Genomic DNA, 17,514 nt, shown 5'->3' with positions numbered 1-17,514 from the left:
AATAATTTATAGCCTTAGATCCTTGGTGATTTAATTGACGATCGTTTTAATTAAATATTTTACCAAACATCGTTTTGCAACCAAGCTGCTGCATTTTTTAAATAAGGAACATAATCACATGGAAAATTATGAGTAAGTCCTGGAGCAACCTCTAATGTTACATCTGATCCTGCATCTTTTGTTGCCGTTACCCATTCCTGAGTTTGTTCCAGAGGGAAAAGCTCGTCGTTTTCTCCATGAATTACATATAAGGGTACATTTATTTTTCTTGGTACCCCATTGGTATTAAAAGTATTGTAAGAACTAGCCATTGGAATTCCAGCCGAAAATAGACTAGGTTGAGTTTCTGCAAAAAACCAAGCTCCATTTCCACCATTACTATAACCATTCACTACAATTTTGGAAGTGTCTACTGGCAAAAATTGAGAGGCAAGATTAATAAGAGTTAGCACCATTTGCTGATTATAAAGCTCTGGCCATTGCAAAGTTCCACCATTTGGACTAATAATTATTGCATCTAAAGCTTCAAATCCTGGTTCTGCGTAACAGGCAGTGGTTTTGTGAGCATTTGGATCTCCGCCTGCTGCCCCGTGTAGGGTAATTATTAAAGGTCTCTTATTATTGGTCATGTCTATATCTGGAAGAATAACTCTAAAGTTATAGGTGCTGTTAACTAAGCTTTCTAACGAAATATCATTATTTCCAGTGGTAAAATTAATAGCACTAAAATCTAACTCTAAATCTTCATAGGTTCTCGAGTTTGTTGGGTCTGGTGAATCATCATTAGAAGAATTACAGCTAATAAAAGTAATTGCGATAATGCTGAAAAAAAGAAAGGCTATTTTACGCATGATATGATTTTTAAATTGATGCTATGTAAGTTACTATAAATTTTGAAGTAATTTATTTACTTAAATACTTAGATTTTCTCAGAGTTTTTAAAAGGCCTTATATTTACAAAAAATAAGATTTTTCCAATGCCTACAGATTGCCTTTCCTATCGTGAAACTAACTATTATTCTGGCCTTATTTCAGATTATCTGGATCAAAAAGAGGATTTAAAACCCTTCTATCATAGATTTCCCAGTATAGAAAATTTTGAAGCTCAAATTAAGGAGAAGAAAGAGTTTTTCACAGCCGATAAGCGGGAATTACTCGTAAGAATTATGAAAAAGCAATATGCACAATTAGAACTAGGAGAGGAGGTTTCAGCTAATATAAATGCGTTGTTAAAGGAAAACACATTTACTGTAACTACTGGGCATCAGTTAAATCTTTTTACCGGCCCTCTTTACTTTTTATACAAAATAGTTTCTACCATAAATTTAGCTTCAGCATTAAAAAAGCGATATCCTGAAAATGATTTTGTGCCAATCTATTGGATGGCTACAGAAGATCATGATTTCGAGGAGATCAATTATTTTAATTTGAATGGTAAAAAATTCAAATGGAATAGTCTACAAAAAGGAGCAGGGGAGAATGCGGTTGGAGAATTACATACGGAAGGTCTGGAGGAGGTTTTTAATCTTTTTTCAGCAGAAATAGGAGGAGGGAAGAATGCTGAAGACTTGAAGCAACTATTTAAATCGGCTTATCTGGAACATTCCAATTTAACCGATGCTACTAGATATTTGGCGCATCAACTTTTTAAGGAATACGGACTCGTAATTTTAGATGCTCATAATAAAGAATTAAAGTCCAAATTTATCCCTTATATAGAAAAGGAGTTATTTGAAAACGTTTCCCATACAACAACTATTTCTACAGCAGAAAAACTGGAGCAGCTGGATTATGGTGTTCAAGTAAATCCTAGGGAGATTAACTTATTTTATTTGAATGAGGGCTTACGGGAGCGAATTATAGAGAAAGAGGGCGCTTTTTATGTAAATGAAACAGAGATCTCATGGAGCAAAGATAAAATGCAAAAGGAAATTCAAGATTTCCCAGAGCGTTTTAGTCCTAATGTGGTGCTTAGACCTTTATATCAAGAAGTGATCTTACCTAATCTTTGTTACATTGGTGGTGGTGGAGAATTGGCATATTGGTTTGAATTGAAAGAAATGTTTGAAGAGTTAAAAGTACCATTTCCTATCTTATTACTGCGGAATTCTGCCTTGATAGAAACAAACAAACAGAATGAAAAGCGTCGGAAATTAGACATTTCTCAATCAGAATTATTTCTGAAGCAGCATGAACTCATAAATAGAAAAGTTAGAAAAATATCCAATATCGATATAGATTTTTCATCTCAAAAAGAGCATCTGGTAAAGCAGTTTCAGGAATTATATGAATTGGCAGAAAAAACAGATCCCACATTTTTAGGTGCGGTAAAAGCCCAAGAAGTGAAACAATTGAAAGGCTTGGAGAATTTAGAAAATAGGTTGCTTCTGGCTCAAAAACGAAAATTAAAAGATGAGGTTGCCAGGATAGCAAGCCTTCAAAATGAACTTTTTCCGAATAAAAGTTTACAAGAGCGCCAAACTAATTTTTCTGAAATGTATGTAGAATTCGGAAAATCTTTGATCCCACAGTTAATTGAGAATTTAGACCCTTTAGAATTAAAATTTAAAATCCTGACTTTTGGAGAAAAATAAAATGCACACGATAGATATGGAATTGGTAGAGATGACATTAGATGTCATGAAATATACCATAGACCGTATTTCTAATATAACTCCAGAACTTGGAGCACCTAAAAAAGAAGAAGAATTGTTTGAGATGGTTGGAGAGACCATTACTCCGAAAGGAATTGGAGGGGAAACCGCATTCAAATTATTTAAGGATGTACTGGTAAAAGCCACAGTTCCTATAGATCACCCAAGGCATTTGGCTTTTGTTCCTGCAGCGCCTACTAGAGCAGCAATAATGTTTGATCTTGTGACTTCGGCATCCAGTATTCATGGTGCTTATTGGATGGAAGGAGCTGGTGGGATCTTTTGTGAAAACCAGGCTATGAAATGGTTGGTTTCCTTAACAGGATTACCAAAAGATTCTTTTGGTGTCTTTACTAGCGGTGGTACTGCAGCAAATTTATCGGCACTAGTTGCAGCGAGAGAAGAATGGCGAAGCAGAGATGAATCTCATAAGGCGGTAAAAGGGCTTTTATTGACCTCTAATGGCGCGCATAGTTCTATACAGGCAATGGCAAAGGTGATGGATGCAGATCTAGAAATGATCGTATGTCAAGGAGAAAATCTTACTGGCTCTGAACTTAGTTCCACTATTGCAAATTTAAATAAAGAAGATAGGGAAAGACTATTTGCAGTTGTTGCTACCGGCGGAACAACCAATGCGGGAATTATAGATGAACTGGATAGCATTGCAGCTATTTGTGGGAAAGAAAAGCTTTGGTTTCATGTAGATTGTGCTTACGGTGGCGGAGCACTTGCAGCACCCTCTGTAAGACATTTATTTAATGGTATTGAAAAAGCAGACAGTATTACTATAGATCCACATAAATGGCTATTCTCACCTTACGATTGTGGGGCGGTAATTTATAAGGATATGGAATTAGCTAAGAATGCTCATTCCCAAAAAGGCTCTTATTTGGAAATCTTTAAGGATGAAGGAGCTCACGGATTTAATCCGGCAGATTACCAAATTCAGCTTACCAGAAGATTACGCGGAATGCCATTATGGTTTTCTTTGGCGATGCATGGAACAGAAAAATACAGAGATTCTATAGAGCGAGGAATCGAGCTTGCTAAAATTGCGGCTAAGAAGATAGAGGAGAGAGATTATCTAGAATTGGTAAGACCGTCAAGCCTTTCTGTAGTTCTTTATAGAAGAAAGGGCTGGACTCCAGATCAATATCGAGATTGGACATATAAGAACCATAGAGAAGGAATTGCCTTGGTAACTCCAACGAAATGGAATACTAATGGAAAGGAAGAAACTATTTCCAGATTTTGTTTCATTAATCCTGATACTACGGAAGAAGATATAGATTTGATTTTAGATACGATGAAGTGATCACCCTTTGTCAGGCTGAGCTCTCAGGTTGACAATAAAACGAGCTGTCAGACTGAGCCTGTCGAAGTCTCTTTATCACTACAAAGTGACATTTAGGATTTCAAAGCACTCTTCGACAGGCTCAGAGTGACATTGTGAAAGTAACGTTGAAACCGTTGTGTCAGCCCTTCGACAAGCTCAGGAGAGCCTGTCGAAGTCTCTTTACCACTATAAAGTGAATAATAGAATTTTATCAGCCCTTCGACAAGCTCAGCAGAGCCTGTCGAATTCTCTTTACCACTATAAAGTGACATTTAGGATTTCAAAGCACTCTTCGACAGGCTCAGAGTGACATCGCATACTAGTTGTCAGACTGACCCTGTCCAAGTCTCTGGTTGACAATAAAACGAGCTGTCAGACTGAGCCTGTCGAAGTCCCATCTGGTTTCCCAAATTCAGTATGATTTTTAGAATGTTGAATTAATTTTTCCCAGTCTGAATTTATCAAGGCAATTTTTTTAGCTCTACTCCAACCTTTAAGTTGTTTTTCAAATTGAATAGCTTCGGTTGGATTGGTAAAGTTTTGAAACTATTTAAGGTGTATAGGTCTTTTTTTAAAAGTATATGCAGAGGTGTTTTTTCCTGTATTATGTTCCGTTATTCTTCTGTCTAAATTGGAAGTTATCCCAATATAAAAAGAGTTGTCACTACATTCTAAAATATAGACGGCATAAAATTTCATATTGAAATTTAAACAATTTAATATACCCTTCGACATGCTCAGGGTGACATCCAGGAAATGAAATTGAAAAACGTCTTTCCGCCCTTAGTCAGCTCAGGAGAGCCTGTCGAATTCTCTTTACGACTTCAAAGCACTCTTCGACATGCTCAGAGTGACATAGCGAGAGTAACATTGAAATCGGATTGTCAGCCCTTCTACAAGCTCAGGAGAGCTTGTCGAAGTCTGGGTTTTAATCACATTATCTTTTAGCAACCCTTCAAGAAGTTTCGGGAGACGTGGAAAATTATATGTCAGGCTGAGCTTGTCGAAGCCAGGTAGGAGTTCATAATCACCCTTCGACAGGCTCAGGATGACATTACAAATTTGACATTACTTAAATAATAGGAAACAAAAAAAAGCCTGAAAGATATCTTTCAGGCTTTTTTATTTGATTTCAGTAAGAATTATTTAGAAGCAGTTTTTGCTCCTTTGTCTACTGCAGGACGTTCTGCTCTATTGGCAATTTCCCATGCTGTTAAGAATACTAAACGAGCACGTTTTTCCAAAAGATCATATCTAATTTTATCTGGAGTATCGGTCATTTTATGGTAATCGGCATGAACACCATTAAAATAGAATATAATTGGAATATCGTTTTTCGCGAAGTTGTAATGATCACTTCTGTAATAAAAACGGTTTGGATCGTTTTCATCATTATAAGTATAATCTAAGTCTAATTTAGTGTACTTAGCATTTACTGCCTCACTTAATTCGTGAAGTTCTGTACTTAGTTTATCGCTTCCAATAAGGTATACATAGTTATCGTTCTTTTTATGAGCTTCATCTGTTCTACCAATCATATCTATATTTAGATTAGCAACAGTTTGAGAAAGAGCGAAAACCGGATTATCTGTATAATATTTAGAACCAATTAGTCCTTTTTCTTCTCCAGTTACGTTCAGGAATAAAATAGAACGCTTTGGAGTGAAACCGTCTTTTCTAGCTTTAGCAAAAGCTTCGGCGATCTCCAAGATAGCAACAGTTCCAGATCCGTCATCATCGGCTCCGTTAAAAATATTTCCTTCATCGTCCATACCCACATGGTCATAATGAGAAGAGATCACCAGAATTTCATTTGGTTTTTCACTTCCAGGAATATAGGCCAAAACATTTTCAGAATCTTTTACATCTCCTCTAAACATAGAAGAAGGAACTTCTTGATAATAATCGTCTCCCCCAATTGGTGATATTATTTCTAAAGATTTGTATTCTTTCTTAAGGTATTCTGCAGCTTTCTTTTGCCCTGGTTCTCCAGTTTCACGACCTTCAAAATCGTCGCCAGCAAAAATATAAAGATGTTCTTTTAAATCGTTCGAGGTGATGCTATTTGCATATTCCATAGGATTTACATCTTCGATCATTGTAGGCTGCTGCGCTCCACAACTTAGTAAGGTAAGGGCGATTGCGCCTAAAAAAACAGTTTTCATAAAGGTTTGTTGATTTAATATGAACTGCAAGATAAGGGAATTGTAAATAATTTGCAGATCCTAATTATAAATATATGCTAATATTTGAAGTATAGAAATAAAGTTAGTGTAGGTACCTTATACTACTGATTATAAGGATGATTCCTTAATCGTTTCCTGTTAGATAAAAAAATGTAGAAAAAAGGAGTAAAAAATTTCCTTATTTTAAAAAAAGCTCATTATATTTGCACCCGCAATCAAGGAATACTTGATGAGACACGCTGGAGAATTGGCAGAGTGGTCGAATGCGGCAGTCTTGAAAACTGTTGAGGGTTACACCTCCGGGGGTTCGAATCCCTCATTCTCCGCTTAAGTTAAATGCTTCACCCTTTGGGTGGAGCATTTTTGTTTTATGCAGGTTTGAGCTTGCTCGATAACCTGTAATAAAGCAAAAATGATCTAAGGCGTACAGCGCCATGAAGCATTAAAGTTAAGTGTTTATTCCCCTTCTGGGATCAACGCAGTTAATCCCTCATTCTCCGCAAAAAGCCCCGTAAACGTACGGTTTACGGGGTTTCGTTTTTTTGGGTGTCGAATTAGGTGTTGTTTGTAATTTTTAATATTTGTAGTTGCCTTTCATGATATCATTCTAATACGATATTCATCCTCCCTCAAGAACACCTTAACTTATAATTTCTGTATTAAGTAAATTGTTATTATTCCATGCCTTTTTTATATATATCTAAGATTCGTGATCCGTATTTTCTAAGGATTAGGGTGTTCCGGATTAATTTGTATAAACAAAAAGGAAAATCTGCGGCCATAAAACAGGATGCTTTTGTGGATAGTTACATATTAATGCAGCGTTTTATTGACAAAAAAATCACTTCTATTCTTTTAAGCGACACATCTTGTCCAATTCAATTTTGATCTTTGATTATCAAAACCAGAAAGATGAGAAAATTGGAGATCAGCCTCACCGAAGAGCAATACCAACACATTATAGAAGAACGGAGTTACGGCAACCGTACCAATCTTGCAGAAGAAACCTTTGGGGGTTATGAAATATGCTTGCATGTGGGCAGTCCTGACGTCTTTCCTGCTACCCTAGAAATGAAAATGATCAATACCATAGATCTGGGAGAAGTGAAATGGGAGTTTAAAAAATCGCGAGGTTAATGGGGTTAAAGGATATAGCCTTTTTTAGAGGTCTTAATAAAACAGGTGCTTTTGCCAGGCTCTCAGGATTTATCGTTAAAGAATCTGTTTTAGCCTGTGTTCTGGAAGAATTTGATCAAAGTTCTTTTATTGTTGAAAACCATCAAGATAAATGTGTGACCTATTCCAATTCAGAATACTTGGTTTTCGTGCTGGTCGAAAAAAATAGGGCTGTGCTTTTAGAAATAAACAAGGCCGTAAAAGAGATTAAACATCTTAATACTATTGTTGTCCTAATAGAGCAGGATGTAAAGGTAACTATGCCTAAAAATTATTATAATCTAAAGATGCCCGATATTATTGCCGGTGCTGTAAAAAGAGACATTCCCGCTAGAAATTTATTTTTATTGTTTTTGAAGGGGCTTTTTGATTACCCGGTTGCTTAAGGATTATGGAAAACCGCAAATACCTGTAAGAAGATTTTATTATTTTGCACTTTAAACTTTCAAACCTTTAAGAAAACATTTAGATTTACTGAATACCCTTCTATTTGCCCCTACTTGATTAGAAACAAATTTTAAAAATCACCTTAAAACCTATACTCCTAAATAAGAAATGTTTATGATTTCTTATTTTTTAAAGAATACACCTACTTATGAAAGAGATAATTTATAATAAAATTATTGAGAAGCTTAATTCTAACGAATTTGAATCAAGGCTAAAAAATATCACTAGAAATTACCCAAACTTAAAGCAGGAAATTCAAATTAGAAATTGTCTTTTAGAAATGATTAATGCGGAGTATTTTACAGGAGAATTTAATTATCGTGCTTTTGCAGAATTGAAGCATATTAATTTTCCCAGGAAAAGAGTGGATCTTACTTTTATAAATCAGGAATCTAATGAGGAGAGGTACACGGTAGAATTGAAATTCCAGTATTCAAATGATTTTTTAAGATTTCACAAATATAAACATATCATTCAAAATGATTTTGAACTTAGAAATAGTGAATTATTTATATTAATTGTCGCTCATTGGAGTAAGGAAGAAAAAAAGAAATTTGATGAAAAATGGTTTGATGAAAAATTTGAATTAGCCCCTAATTTAAATCGATACATTTCCAATGAAAAATGTTGGAAAGAGAATATCCCCAATCTTTTAGGAACTTTTAATGAGTCTAATTGTGAAGATTTTATTTCTTTAGAAATTGAAGTAGAGGATGAATTTAATCCTAAAATGAATTATGATTTTTATTTTCTTAGAAGAAACTTTATGCAAGATATAAAGGAAGTAAAATCAGCTCTTAATTAAGAAACAGTTTAATGACCGAACAAAAAGCAAAACTAGAACAACAACTCTGGAACATCGCCAACACTCTCAGAGGCAAGATGGATGCCGATGATTTTAGAGATTATATATTAGGCTTCATTTTTTACAAATATTTGAGTACCAAAATGGATTTGTATGCCAACCGCATACTAAAACCAGATGGAATCACATTTCAGCAAGTAGAAGGTCATGCACAAGAAGCAGCATTCATGGAAGCCATAATAAATGCCGCACTAGACAAACTTGGCTACTTCCTATTGCCATCAGAATTGTTTAGTGAACTCGCCAAAAGAGGAAACTCTGGCGGGAAACACAAATTTATTTTGGGAGATTTAGCCAAAGTGCTCACGCATATAGAGCAAAGTACAATGGGTACAGAAAGTGAAGACGATTTTGGAAACCTCTTTGCCGATTTAGATTTAACGAGCCATAAACTCGGAAAGTCTGAAAACGATAAAAATGAATTGATAGTAAAGGTACTCTCACATTTAGATGAGATCGATTTCGATTTAGAAAATACTGATAGCGATGTATTGGGTGACGCTTACGAATATTTGATTGGGAAATTTGCCAGTGGTGCAGGGAAAAAGGCAGGAGAGTTTTATACCCCACAGCAAGTATCTAATGTGCTCGCACAATTGGTAACCGTGGGTAAAGACAGACTAAAATCGGTGTACGATCCTACTTGTGGATCTGGTTCTTTGTTATTGCGCGTAGCCAAACAAGTAAAAGAAGTAAGTGCGTTTTACGGGCAAGAAATGAACCCAACCACCTACAACTTGTGCCGAATGAACATGATTATGCACGATGTGCATTACAAACGTTTCGACATTAAAAATGAAGACACCTTAGAGCGACCACAGCACGTAGACCAACGATTTGAAGCCATTGTAGCTAATCCACCATTTTCTGCCAAGTGGAGCGCAAGCCCCTTGTTTATGAGTGACGACCGTTTTTCTAACTACGGAAAACTAGCACCAAGCTCTAAGGCCGATTTTGCCTTCCTGCAACACATGGTGCATCAGTTAGCCGATAACGGAACCATGGCTGTAGTACTACCGCATGGCGTTTTATTTAGAGGAGGAGCCGAAGGGCACATTCGCAAGTACCTTATAAAAGACTGCAACTACCTGGATGCCGTAATAGGTCTGCCTGCCAATATCTTTTATGGCACTAGTATTCCTACCTGTATTTTGGTGCTAAAAAAGGAGCGATTTCATAAAGACAACATCCTGTTCATAGATGCCAGCCAGCATTTCGAGAAAGTTAAAACTCAAAACTACTTGCGTGAGGAGGACATCAAGAAATTAATTGATACCTACAAAAACCGTACAGCCGAAGATAAATACAGCCATGTAGCCCAATTGCAAGAAATAATAGATAACGACTATAACCTAAACATACCACGTTATGTAGACACCTTCGAAGAAGAAGAACCCGTAGACTTGGCAAGCGTTTCTAACGCCCTTAAAGCCATAGATACAGACATGGCCACGACCGATGCCACCATAGCCGATTACTGTAAGCAATTAGGAATAGACACACCTTTTTAATGGAGATATTAAAATATTTATTAATAGGGCACGCCCTGCAACCTGTGCTGAGCCCAGTCGAAACAGGTCAGGCTATCACTACTCACTTCCCGAATTCACTTCGGGAGAGCTTAGACAAATGCCTTAATCCTTCGTGCAATTTATGAATACCGCTTTAACACATATTGAAATAGAAAAACAACAAGCCCGTCCTGAGTTTGGCCGAAGGGTTCCCGCATTAAGATTCAAAGGGTATGAAGGAAAGTGGAATTTCTTTAAGTTGGAAGAAATAGTAAACAAAAAGATTTCATACGGTATAGTACAGGCAGGAGTACACATTGATGGTGGAATGCCATACATTAAAAGCAAGGATATAAATGGTCCAATTAAATTGGATACACTTGAAAGAACATCTGATGAAATTGCTAAGAAATATATCCGTTCAGAAGTAACTCCAGGAGATATAATTTTTTCTTTAAGGGGGAACATTGGTATATCTCAAATACTTCCGGATTCAATAAAAGTTGCCAATCTTACTCAGGGTACAGCAAGAATTTCTGTAAGTAAAAATTTCGCAAATTACTTTATATACCAATCACTACATACCCTTCCGGTAATTAAGAGAATACTTTGTGTCTCTAAAGGAAGTACTTTTCAGGAAATTTCTTTGGCCGATTTAAGAAATGTAAAAATTGTATCACCAAACCTTCCCGAACAACAAAAAATAGCATCCTTTTTAAGTGCGGTAGATGAAAAAATACAGCAGCTCACCAAAAAGAAGGCCTTGTTGGAGCGATACAAAAAAGGCGTAATGCAACAACTTTTCTCTGGCCAGCTCCGCTTCAAAGACGAGAACGGAAATCCCTACCCAGATTGGAAACCTAGAAAAATGAGTGAAGTATTATTTGAACATAAATTAAATAGTACAGGAAATGAAGAGGTTTTTTCAGTATCCGTGCATAAAGGTTTAGTGAATCAAGTAGAGCATTTAGGTAGAGTATTTGCAGCAAAAAACACAGATAATTATAATCTTGTTCAACCTGGAGATATTGTTTATACAAAAAGCCCTACTGGTAGTTTTCCACTTGGAATAATAAAACAAAGTAAGGTTGATGAAAATGTAATTGTATCTCCTTTATATGGAATTTTCACTCCTGAAACAGAGGGGCTAGGATATATATTTAATGTGTTTTTTGAATCTCCAATTAACGTTAAAAATTATCTAGCATCTATTATTCAGAAAGGAGCAAAGAATACTATCAATATTACAAACACTACCTTCTTATCTAAGAAAATGAAATTGCCTGTTTCCAAAAAAGAACAAAATAGAATAGGTGATTTCTTGAAAGAAATTGATGGTAAAATATCAAAGACAAATAATCAAATAACCCAAACCCAAACCTTTAAAAAAGGGCTGTTGCAGCAAATGTTTATTTAAAACTATGAAAGAGATTTACGATGTTATAAAAGAACTAGATGATATTATTTTGATTCAACCAAATGGATTAACAGACGGACTAGTTTCAGAATCTCCGCACTTTCATTTTGTTCAGAGTAAAGTGAGAACATTAAAAAGTCCGCTTTGGAATCAGGCTTTGATAAATGTATCTGCTAAACTATTTGATTTAGATATTTCTGATATAGACGTTGATTCAGACAATTTATATCATCATTTAAGAGACTTTGATTTCAATTATTTAAATGTCTTATCTAAGTATTATTTAAATATTGATTTAGACGATTATACTTATGAAGAGAATAAGTTGGGTCATTTCATAAGTAAGAAAAATGAAAAGATTAATATGGATACGATTTGTGAATTAATAAGCATAAGTATTTCTGATAATATTAAAGCCGACACCAATTTTATTCTTGCGCAATTAATTAATATCCTAAAAGAAGAATGGTTTTCATTATATGAAGTGGAACCCGAAGATTATAATGCAGAATTTTTAATAGCAGATTTAAATAATCTTATATAAAGTTACAATTAAGTCTTTAACCTGCTAATAAATTAATTAACCCAGACCTTTAAAAAAGGGCTGCTGCAGCAAATGTTTGTTTAAAAAAAATATTATGTACAGAATTAATAAATTAACTAACGATATAGAAAAACTAGACGAACGTTTGTTTAAAGACTTAGGCTTTAGAGAGCGCGATCATTTACAAGAGTGGATAGCCAAAAACCCAGAAGTCTTAGGTGAGGAATTTTTAATTATTCAAAAAGAATTTAGTGGATTTAACGATACCAACGAGCGCTTAGATTTATTGGCTCTAGACAAAGAAGGTAATGTAGTGATTATAGAAAACAAGTTAGATGATTCTGGAAGAGATGTTACTTGGCAAGCCTTAAAGTATGCATCTTATTGTTCTACATTAACTACTAAGCAAATCATTAATTTGTTTCAAGACTATTTAAATAAATGTAATCAAGAGGAGCAAGCAGAGGATTTAATTAATGCATTTTTGGAGCATACGGAAGAAGAGCTATATTTAAACCCTGGTGACCAAAGAATAATATTTGTAGCCAACCATTTTCGCAAGGAAGTAACTTCTACTGTATTATGGTTACTCTCACATAATATTCAAGTGCAATGTTTTAGAGCCACACCTTTTACACAACATGAGGATATCTTTTTACAAATAGAACAGATTATTCCGCTTCCGGAAACGGAAGAGTTTATGATCGATGCCCAAGAAAAGAAACGAGAGGATTTGGAAAAAGGCAAAGGCTTGTCTGAAACCAGGAAGACTCAGTTAGAATTCTGGAAGAAATTTAGAGACCACTTATTGGAGCATGATGATATTCAAAAATTACAAACACCACGTCCGCAATACTGGTTCGATGTAGCTTTGGGTAAATCTGGTGTTCATATTTCAAATTTATTTAATGTTAGTAAGAGCGAATTAGGTGTAAGAATTTACATTGGGAATAAAAACGTTGCTGAATGGTTGCCTTATTTTTTAGAAAATAAAGAAAAGATAGAAAGCTTTGTTGGTGAAGAATTGTTGTGGGATCCAAACCCAGAGAATAAGGATAAAATAATTGTATTAAATAAAAAGTTTTTGCTAGAGGATAGAGATAATTGGGATGAGGCCATTGAATGGATGTCTGAAATGACCATTAAATTTAGAAGGATATTTATGGATTTAATTAGAAGTAAATAAGTATGGCTAAACAGTCGGAAGCTCAACTCGAAAATGATCTGATTAAGCAATTAGTAGACTTGGGCTATGAAAATATTAGCATTTTAAATGGGGAAGATTTTGTGGCTAATTTAAAAGCTCAGCTTGAGATATTTAATGAAAACAAGTATTCAGATAAAGAGTTTGATGCTATTCTTAATCATTTGGCTAAAGGCAATGTATTTGAAAAAGCCAAAACACTTAGAGATCGCTTTAGCTTTACTCGCGATGGTTCAACAGGCTCACCAGGAGAAATAGTCTACGTTCGGTTTTTCGATTCCGAAAATTGGAACAATAACTTGTTTCAAGTTACGAACCAAGTCACACAAGAAGGGTCGTTTAAAAATAGGTATGATGTTACCTTATTGGTCAATGGCTTGCCATTGGTTCAAATTGAACTCAAGCGCAGAGGGATTGAGATTAAGGAGGCTTTTAATCAAATAAACCGCTATCAACTGCATTCGTTTTGGAGCAATCATGGGCTGTTTCAATATGTACAATTGTTTGTAATTAGCAATGGTGGTAATACCAAGTATTTAGCCAATAACAAACTGCAATCCGTTAAGCAAACCTTCTTTTGGGCAGACGACAAAAATAAAAACCTTACCGAGCTCACCCATTTTGCTTCTGAATTTCTACACCCAAACCATTTGGGTAAAATGATCGCGAATTATATCGTTATAAACGAAACGCACAAGAATATGATGGTGCTGCGGCCGTATCAATACTTTGCTACCGAAGCCATCTTAAAGCAAGTAAAATCACATACTGATAATGGGTATATCTGGCATACTACGGGTTCTGGTAAAACCTTAACCTCCTTTAAGGCAAGCCAGATTTTAATGGAAGTTCCAGAGGTTTACAAAGTAGTTTTTGTGGTAGACCGTAAAGATTTAGATTACCAAACCATGAAGGAGTTCAATGCTTTCAAGGAGGGCAGTGTAGACTCAAGCGTCAACACCAGTAGTTTGGTCAATCAATTTCTAGGGAAGTTTAAAGACAAAAAAGGAGTCCGCAAGGATTCAGACCTGATCATTACCACCATTCAGAAATTAAACAATGCCATATCTGGGCATTACCGCAACCAATTAGAGCCCTTAAAAAACGAACGTTTTGTATTCATCTTTGATGAGTGCCATCGTTCTCAGTTTGGTGAAACCCATGGCAGAATTACCGAGTTCTTTGTAAAGAGTCAGCTCTTTGGTTTTACTGGCACGCCCATTTTTGCAGACAATGCTTCAAAAAATGACTTAGGGAAACGCACCACGAAAGATTTATTTGGAAACTGTTTGCACAAATATGTGATTACTGATGCCATTCGCGACGAGAATGTACTTCGTTTTGGAATTGAATATGTGGGTAAATATAAAAATAAGAGCAATACCTTTTTCGATATCGAAGTTGAGGATATTAATAAAAAAGAAGTTTTTGATGACCCAAAACGGCTTTCCAAAATTGCAGATTACATCATCACACTTCACTCCCAAAAAACATTTAATAAAGACTACTCTGCTTTATTTGCTGTTAGCAGTATAGACAATGCTATTAAATATTACGATATCTTTCAGCAAAAGAAAGAAGCCGGAAAACACGATTTACGCATTGCTACCATATTTACCTATGGTGCTAATGAAGATAATGCCTTTGCCCAAGACTTTCTTCCAGACGATGAAATGTCAATAGCGGCAGAACCAACATCAACTTATCAGTTAAGCCATACAAGAGACAAGTTAGAAGGGTATATTGGAGATTACAATAAAATGTATAACACCAGTTTTACAACAAAAGATCAACAACAATTCGAGAATTACTTTAAAGACATTAGCAAGCGTTTAAAAGAACGTGAAAAAGCAAGCTTTAATGAAAACAAAGATCGGTTGGATATTGTTATTGTAGTGAACATGATGCTTACTGGTTTTGATGCGAAAAAGGTAAACACCTTGTATGTAGATAAAAATTTAAAGCAACACGGTTTAATACAGGCCTTCTCACGAACCAATAGAATTTTAGGCGAACAGAAGTCGCAGGGTAACATATTATGTTTCCGTAACCTTAAAAAAGCTACTGACGACGCCATTACACTGTTTTCGAACAAAGATGCGATTGAAGTGGTAACTATGCCAGATTATGAAGCAATAGCAGAGAAATTTGTTGAAGCACTTAAAAACTTACGCGACATAGCACCAACCTATCAAAGCGTTAACGAACTAGAAAGTGAAGAAGATGAGGCTGCTTTTGTGCAAGCCTTTAGAAAGTTGCTGCGAAACATGAATGTATTGCAATCTTACACCGATTTTAATTGGGATGATTTGCCAATCGATGAGCAAGAATTTGAAGATTATAAAGGCAAGTACCTCGATTTGTATGAAAAGGTAAAGCGGGATACTGCGAAAGAAAAAACATCTATTCTCGATGATATTGATTTTGAATTAGAATTGATACATAGAGATAGAATTAATGTTGCTTACATTTTAAAATTACTAGCAAAACTTAAAGGTGCTAATACTACAGAAGCTAAGGCTCAGAAAAAAGCCATCATAGATTTATTAGGCGGGGATATTAAGTTACGAAGCAAAAGAGAGCTTATCGAAAAATTTATTGAAGAAAACCTCCCTCATATTTTAGATGAAGATGCAATAGAAGAAGAGTTTGAACAATACTGGCAAGACCAAAAAGTATTAGCATTAGGTAAGCTTTGTGAAGAAGAGCATTTGGATAAAGCCCAGTTTAAAGCGCTAATTGATGCCTACATTTATAGTGGTCAGGAACCAATTCGTGATGAGGTTTTTAAATGTTTGGACAACAGGCCGAGTATTTTAAAGGCTCGAGATATAGGCGAACGCATTCTAGATAAAATGAAAGATTTTGTTGAGGTGTTTGTGAAAGGGTTTGGAACGTAATAAATGAATATTTTAAATAAAAAATTTAGATTAAATGAGTAAATTTTTAACTGGAGAAAAACTAAGTGAAGAAGTTTATAATATTATTTGGGATGCAGAGAGCACACTCTTAATTGTTTCACCCTACATAAAACTAGGTAAATATTTCAAAGAGCTTTTTGATCATCATTTACATAACCACAAATTACATTTAATACTCGTATTTGGTAAAAATGAGAAAGATGTAAAAAAAAGTATGAGTCAGGTTGATCTTGATTACTTCCAACAATTTCCAAATATCAGTATTGTATATGTGCCAAATTTGCACGCGAAATATTATGGAAATGAAAAGAAAGGAGTTATTACTTCAATTAACTTGTATGACTATTCCTTTAAAAACAACATTGAGTTTGGAGTGTTTACTGAGCAAAGTATCCTCAATAAATTTTCTTCTAGTGCAGATAATGAAGCCTGGAATACATGTATGGAAATTGTAGAAAACCATGAAGTTATTTTCATAAGAAGACCTGTGTATAAAATTAAAAAAGGAATTCTGGGAACAAGCAAGGATTATAAGAAGTCAGAAACTTTATTGAATGCTACCGACGATTTTTATGTAGTAAAACGAAGCCACTCTGATTCTGGAAAAAGGTTGGAGGATTTTGATGATGAATTGGAATTGGATTCAGATCAAATGGTAAGACCTGAAAGAGATTTAGAGGAAGAGATTATAAAAAAAACTAAGAAGACATCTAGTAAAAACACTTTTGAAAACAGTAGGACAGTTACTAAAACCCAAACTGGTTATTGTATAAGAACAGGAGAAGAAATTGATTTTAATCCTGAAAAACCATTATCGAACAAAGCGTTTAAGATGTGGAGCAAATATGGGGATCTCGATTATCAGGAGAAATATTGCCATTATTCAGGAGAGCCTTCAAGTGGAGGAACAACTTTTGCTAAGCCAATTTTGAGAAAGAATTGGAAGAAAGCAATGAGTAATTAATGGAATTACAAATCACTTTTCAACAAGGCGGAATGCGTGAATTTGAACGAACAGGTATTTATCCCGAATACCTGTTGTTCAATCTTCCGGGCACTAAACAAAGCTGGAGAATAAGGATAAAAGAGAAGCCACAGGAAGGAGTTTTAAAAAGCAATGGGAGGATAGTCTACCATTATTGTTTTGATGGAGACGTATGTAAAACCCGAATCGTTAAAGAGGACGGTTCATTATCCAATTGGAAAGAACCTGAAGTAATCATTTTTGAAATGAGAGATTAAAAAATAAA

Annotated in this window: 15 protein-coding genes and 1 tRNA gene; 13 read left to right on the top strand and 3 right to left on the bottom strand. The window is 35.1% G+C overall.

The genetic code is table 11. The features are described from left to right. Positions 1 to 59: 59 nt before the first annotated feature. The gene (locus BC962_RS10130; RefSeq protein ID WP_121345881.1) at positions 60 to 851 is read right to left on the bottom strand and encodes a dienelactone hydrolase family protein; all 792 of its coding nucleotides are present in this window, start codon (positions 849 to 851) and stop codon (positions 60 to 62) included. 126 nt (positions 852 to 977) lie between these two features. Here BC962_RS10130 and bshC point away from each other — a divergent pair, with 126 nt between their 5' ends. Together bshC and BC962_RS10120 are read left to right on the top strand one after the other, a co-directional pair. Continuing rightward, positions 978 to 2,594 (top strand): bacillithiol biosynthesis cysteine-adding enzyme BshC, encoded by a 1,617-nt coding sequence (bshC, locus tag BC962_RS10125; protein ID WP_121345880.1) that lies wholly within the window; start codon positions 978 to 980, stop codon positions 2,592 to 2,594. A 1-nt stretch (position 2,595) separates the two neighbouring features. Beyond that, complete coding sequence (locus BC962_RS10120) at positions 2,596 to 3,972, top strand: pyridoxal phosphate-dependent decarboxylase family protein (protein WP_121346061.1); 1,377 nt, start codon at positions 2,596 to 2,598, stop codon at positions 3,970 to 3,972. 567 nt (positions 3,973 to 4,539) lie between these two features. Here the strand turns inward: BC962_RS10120 and BC962_RS16595 are convergent. Both BC962_RS16595 and BC962_RS10110 read right to left on the bottom strand, forming a co-directional pair. After that, positions 4,540 to 4,692 (bottom strand): GIY-YIG nuclease family protein, encoded by a 153-nt coding sequence (locus BC962_RS16595; protein WP_317127954.1) that lies wholly within the window; start codon positions 4,690 to 4,692, stop codon positions 4,540 to 4,542. 443 nt (positions 4,693 to 5,135) lie between these two features. After that, positions 5,136 to 6,158, bottom strand: coding sequence for a M28 family metallopeptidase (locus BC962_RS10110; RefSeq protein WP_121346060.1), 1,023 nt, complete (start codon positions 6,156 to 6,158; stop codon positions 5,136 to 5,138). A gap of 262 nt (positions 6,159 to 6,420) precedes the next feature. On the opposite strand from BC962_RS10110, the gene BC962_RS10105 reads away from it, so the two are divergent. The 11 genes from BC962_RS10105 to BC962_RS10050 all read left to right on the top strand — a co-directional run bounded on the left by BC962_RS10105 (position 6,421) and on the right by BC962_RS10050 (position 17,506). Further along, positions 6,421 to 6,505: transfer RNA gene (locus tag BC962_RS10105), tRNA-Ser, on the top strand. Positions 6,506 to 7,070: 565 nt separating this feature from the next. After that, complete coding sequence (locus BC962_RS10095; protein WP_183075488.1) at positions 7,071 to 7,316, top strand: hypothetical protein; 246 nt, start codon at positions 7,071 to 7,073, stop codon at positions 7,314 to 7,316. Continuing rightward, positions 7,316 to 7,741, top strand: a complete 426-nt coding sequence (locus BC962_RS10090) for a hypothetical protein (protein ID WP_121345877.1) — start codon at positions 7,316 to 7,318, stop codon at positions 7,739 to 7,741. Before BC962_RS10095 ends, BC962_RS10090 begins: the two co-directional genes overlap by 1 nt. Before the next feature lie 209 nt (positions 7,742 to 7,950). Further along, entirely contained in the window at positions 7,951 to 8,607 is a 657-nt protein-coding gene (locus BC962_RS10085; RefSeq protein WP_121345876.1) for a hypothetical protein, read from the top strand. Positions 8,608 to 8,618: 11 nt separating this feature from the next. Continuing rightward, on the top strand, positions 8,619 to 10,178 hold the full coding sequence (locus tag BC962_RS10080) for a type I restriction-modification system subunit M (RefSeq protein ID WP_121345875.1): 1,560 nt from the start codon (positions 8,619 to 8,621) through the stop codon (positions 10,176 to 10,178). A 142-nt stretch (positions 10,179 to 10,320) separates the two neighbouring features. After that, positions 10,321 to 11,595 carry a restriction endonuclease subunit S gene (locus BC962_RS10075; RefSeq protein ID WP_121345874.1) on the top strand — a complete coding sequence of 425 codons (1,275 nt, stop codon included), beginning with the start codon at positions 10,321 to 10,323 and terminating at the stop codon, positions 11,593 to 11,595. Between the two features lie 4 nt (positions 11,596 to 11,599). After that, positions 11,600 to 12,139, top strand: coding sequence for a hypothetical protein (locus tag BC962_RS10070; RefSeq protein ID WP_121345873.1), 540 nt, complete (start codon positions 11,600 to 11,602; stop codon positions 12,137 to 12,139). A gap of 94 nt (positions 12,140 to 12,233) precedes the next feature. Beyond that, positions 12,234 to 13,325, top strand: coding sequence for a DUF4268 domain-containing protein (locus BC962_RS10065; protein ID WP_147405649.1), 1,092 nt, complete (start codon positions 12,234 to 12,236; stop codon positions 13,323 to 13,325). Between the two features lie 2 nt (positions 13,326 to 13,327). Continuing rightward, on the top strand, positions 13,328 to 16,243 hold the full coding sequence (locus BC962_RS10060; RefSeq protein ID WP_121345871.1) for a type I restriction endonuclease subunit R: 2,916 nt from the start codon (positions 13,328 to 13,330) through the stop codon (positions 16,241 to 16,243). Positions 16,244 to 16,277: 34 nt separating this feature from the next. Further along, on the top strand, positions 16,278 to 17,228 hold the full coding sequence (locus tag BC962_RS10055) for a phospholipase D-like domain-containing protein (RefSeq protein ID WP_121345870.1): 951 nt from the start codon (positions 16,278 to 16,280) through the stop codon (positions 17,226 to 17,228). Beyond that, complete coding sequence (locus BC962_RS10050) at positions 17,228 to 17,506, top strand: hypothetical protein (protein ID WP_121345869.1); 279 nt, start codon at positions 17,228 to 17,230, stop codon at positions 17,504 to 17,506. Before BC962_RS10055 ends, BC962_RS10050 begins: the two co-directional genes overlap by 1 nt. Positions 17,507 to 17,514: the final 8 nt, after the last annotated feature.

It is taken from the genome of Gillisia mitskevichiae (genome assembly GCF_003634585.1).
GTDB classification, from domain to species: domain Bacteria; phylum Bacteroidota; class Bacteroidia; order Flavobacteriales; family Flavobacteriaceae; genus Gillisia; species Gillisia mitskevichiae.
The sequence above is the reverse complement of the archived record's forward strand: the minus strand, read 5'-3'. Positions and strand labels throughout refer to the sequence as shown.

What these genes read in the sequence shown, in the direction of transcription:
- BC962_RS10130 (WP_121345881.1), bottom strand. Translation starts at nt 851, where the DNA reads ATGCGTAAAATAGCCTTTCTTTTTTTCAGCATTATCGCAATTACTTTT.
- bshC (WP_121345880.1), top strand. Translation starts at nt 978, where the DNA reads ATGCCTACAGATTGCCTTTCCTATCGTGAAACTAACTATTATTCTGGC.
- BC962_RS10120 (WP_121346061.1), top strand. Translation starts at nt 2,596, where the DNA reads ATGCACACGATAGATATGGAATTGGTAGAGATGACATTAGATGTCATG.
- BC962_RS16595 (WP_317127954.1), bottom strand. Translation starts at nt 4,692, where the DNA reads ATGAAATTTTATGCCGTCTATATTTTAGAATGTAGTGACAACTCTTTT.
- BC962_RS10110 (WP_121346060.1), bottom strand. Translation starts at nt 6,158, where the DNA reads ATGAAAACTGTTTTTTTAGGCGCAATCGCCCTTACCTTACTAAGTTGT.
- BC962_RS10090 (WP_121345877.1), top strand. Translation starts at nt 7,316, where the DNA reads ATGGGGTTAAAGGATATAGCCTTTTTTAGAGGTCTTAATAAAACAGGT.
- BC962_RS10085 (WP_121345876.1), top strand. Translation starts at nt 7,951, where the DNA reads ATGAAAGAGATAATTTATAATAAAATTATTGAGAAGCTTAATTCTAAC.
- BC962_RS10080 (WP_121345875.1), top strand. Translation starts at nt 8,619, where the DNA reads ATGACCGAACAAAAAGCAAAACTAGAACAACAACTCTGGAACATCGCC.
- BC962_RS10075 (WP_121345874.1), top strand. Translation starts at nt 10,321, where the DNA reads ATGAATACCGCTTTAACACATATTGAAATAGAAAAACAACAAGCCCGT.
- BC962_RS10070 (WP_121345873.1), top strand. Translation starts at nt 11,600, where the DNA reads ATGAAAGAGATTTACGATGTTATAAAAGAACTAGATGATATTATTTTG.
- BC962_RS10065 (WP_147405649.1), top strand. Translation starts at nt 12,234, where the DNA reads ATGTACAGAATTAATAAATTAACTAACGATATAGAAAAACTAGACGAA.
- BC962_RS10060 (WP_121345871.1), top strand. Translation starts at nt 13,328, where the DNA reads ATGGCTAAACAGTCGGAAGCTCAACTCGAAAATGATCTGATTAAGCAA.
- BC962_RS10055 (WP_121345870.1), top strand. Translation starts at nt 16,278, where the DNA reads ATGAGTAAATTTTTAACTGGAGAAAAACTAAGTGAAGAAGTTTATAAT.
- BC962_RS10050 (WP_121345869.1), top strand. Translation starts at nt 17,228, where the DNA reads ATGGAATTACAAATCACTTTTCAACAAGGCGGAATGCGTGAATTTGAA.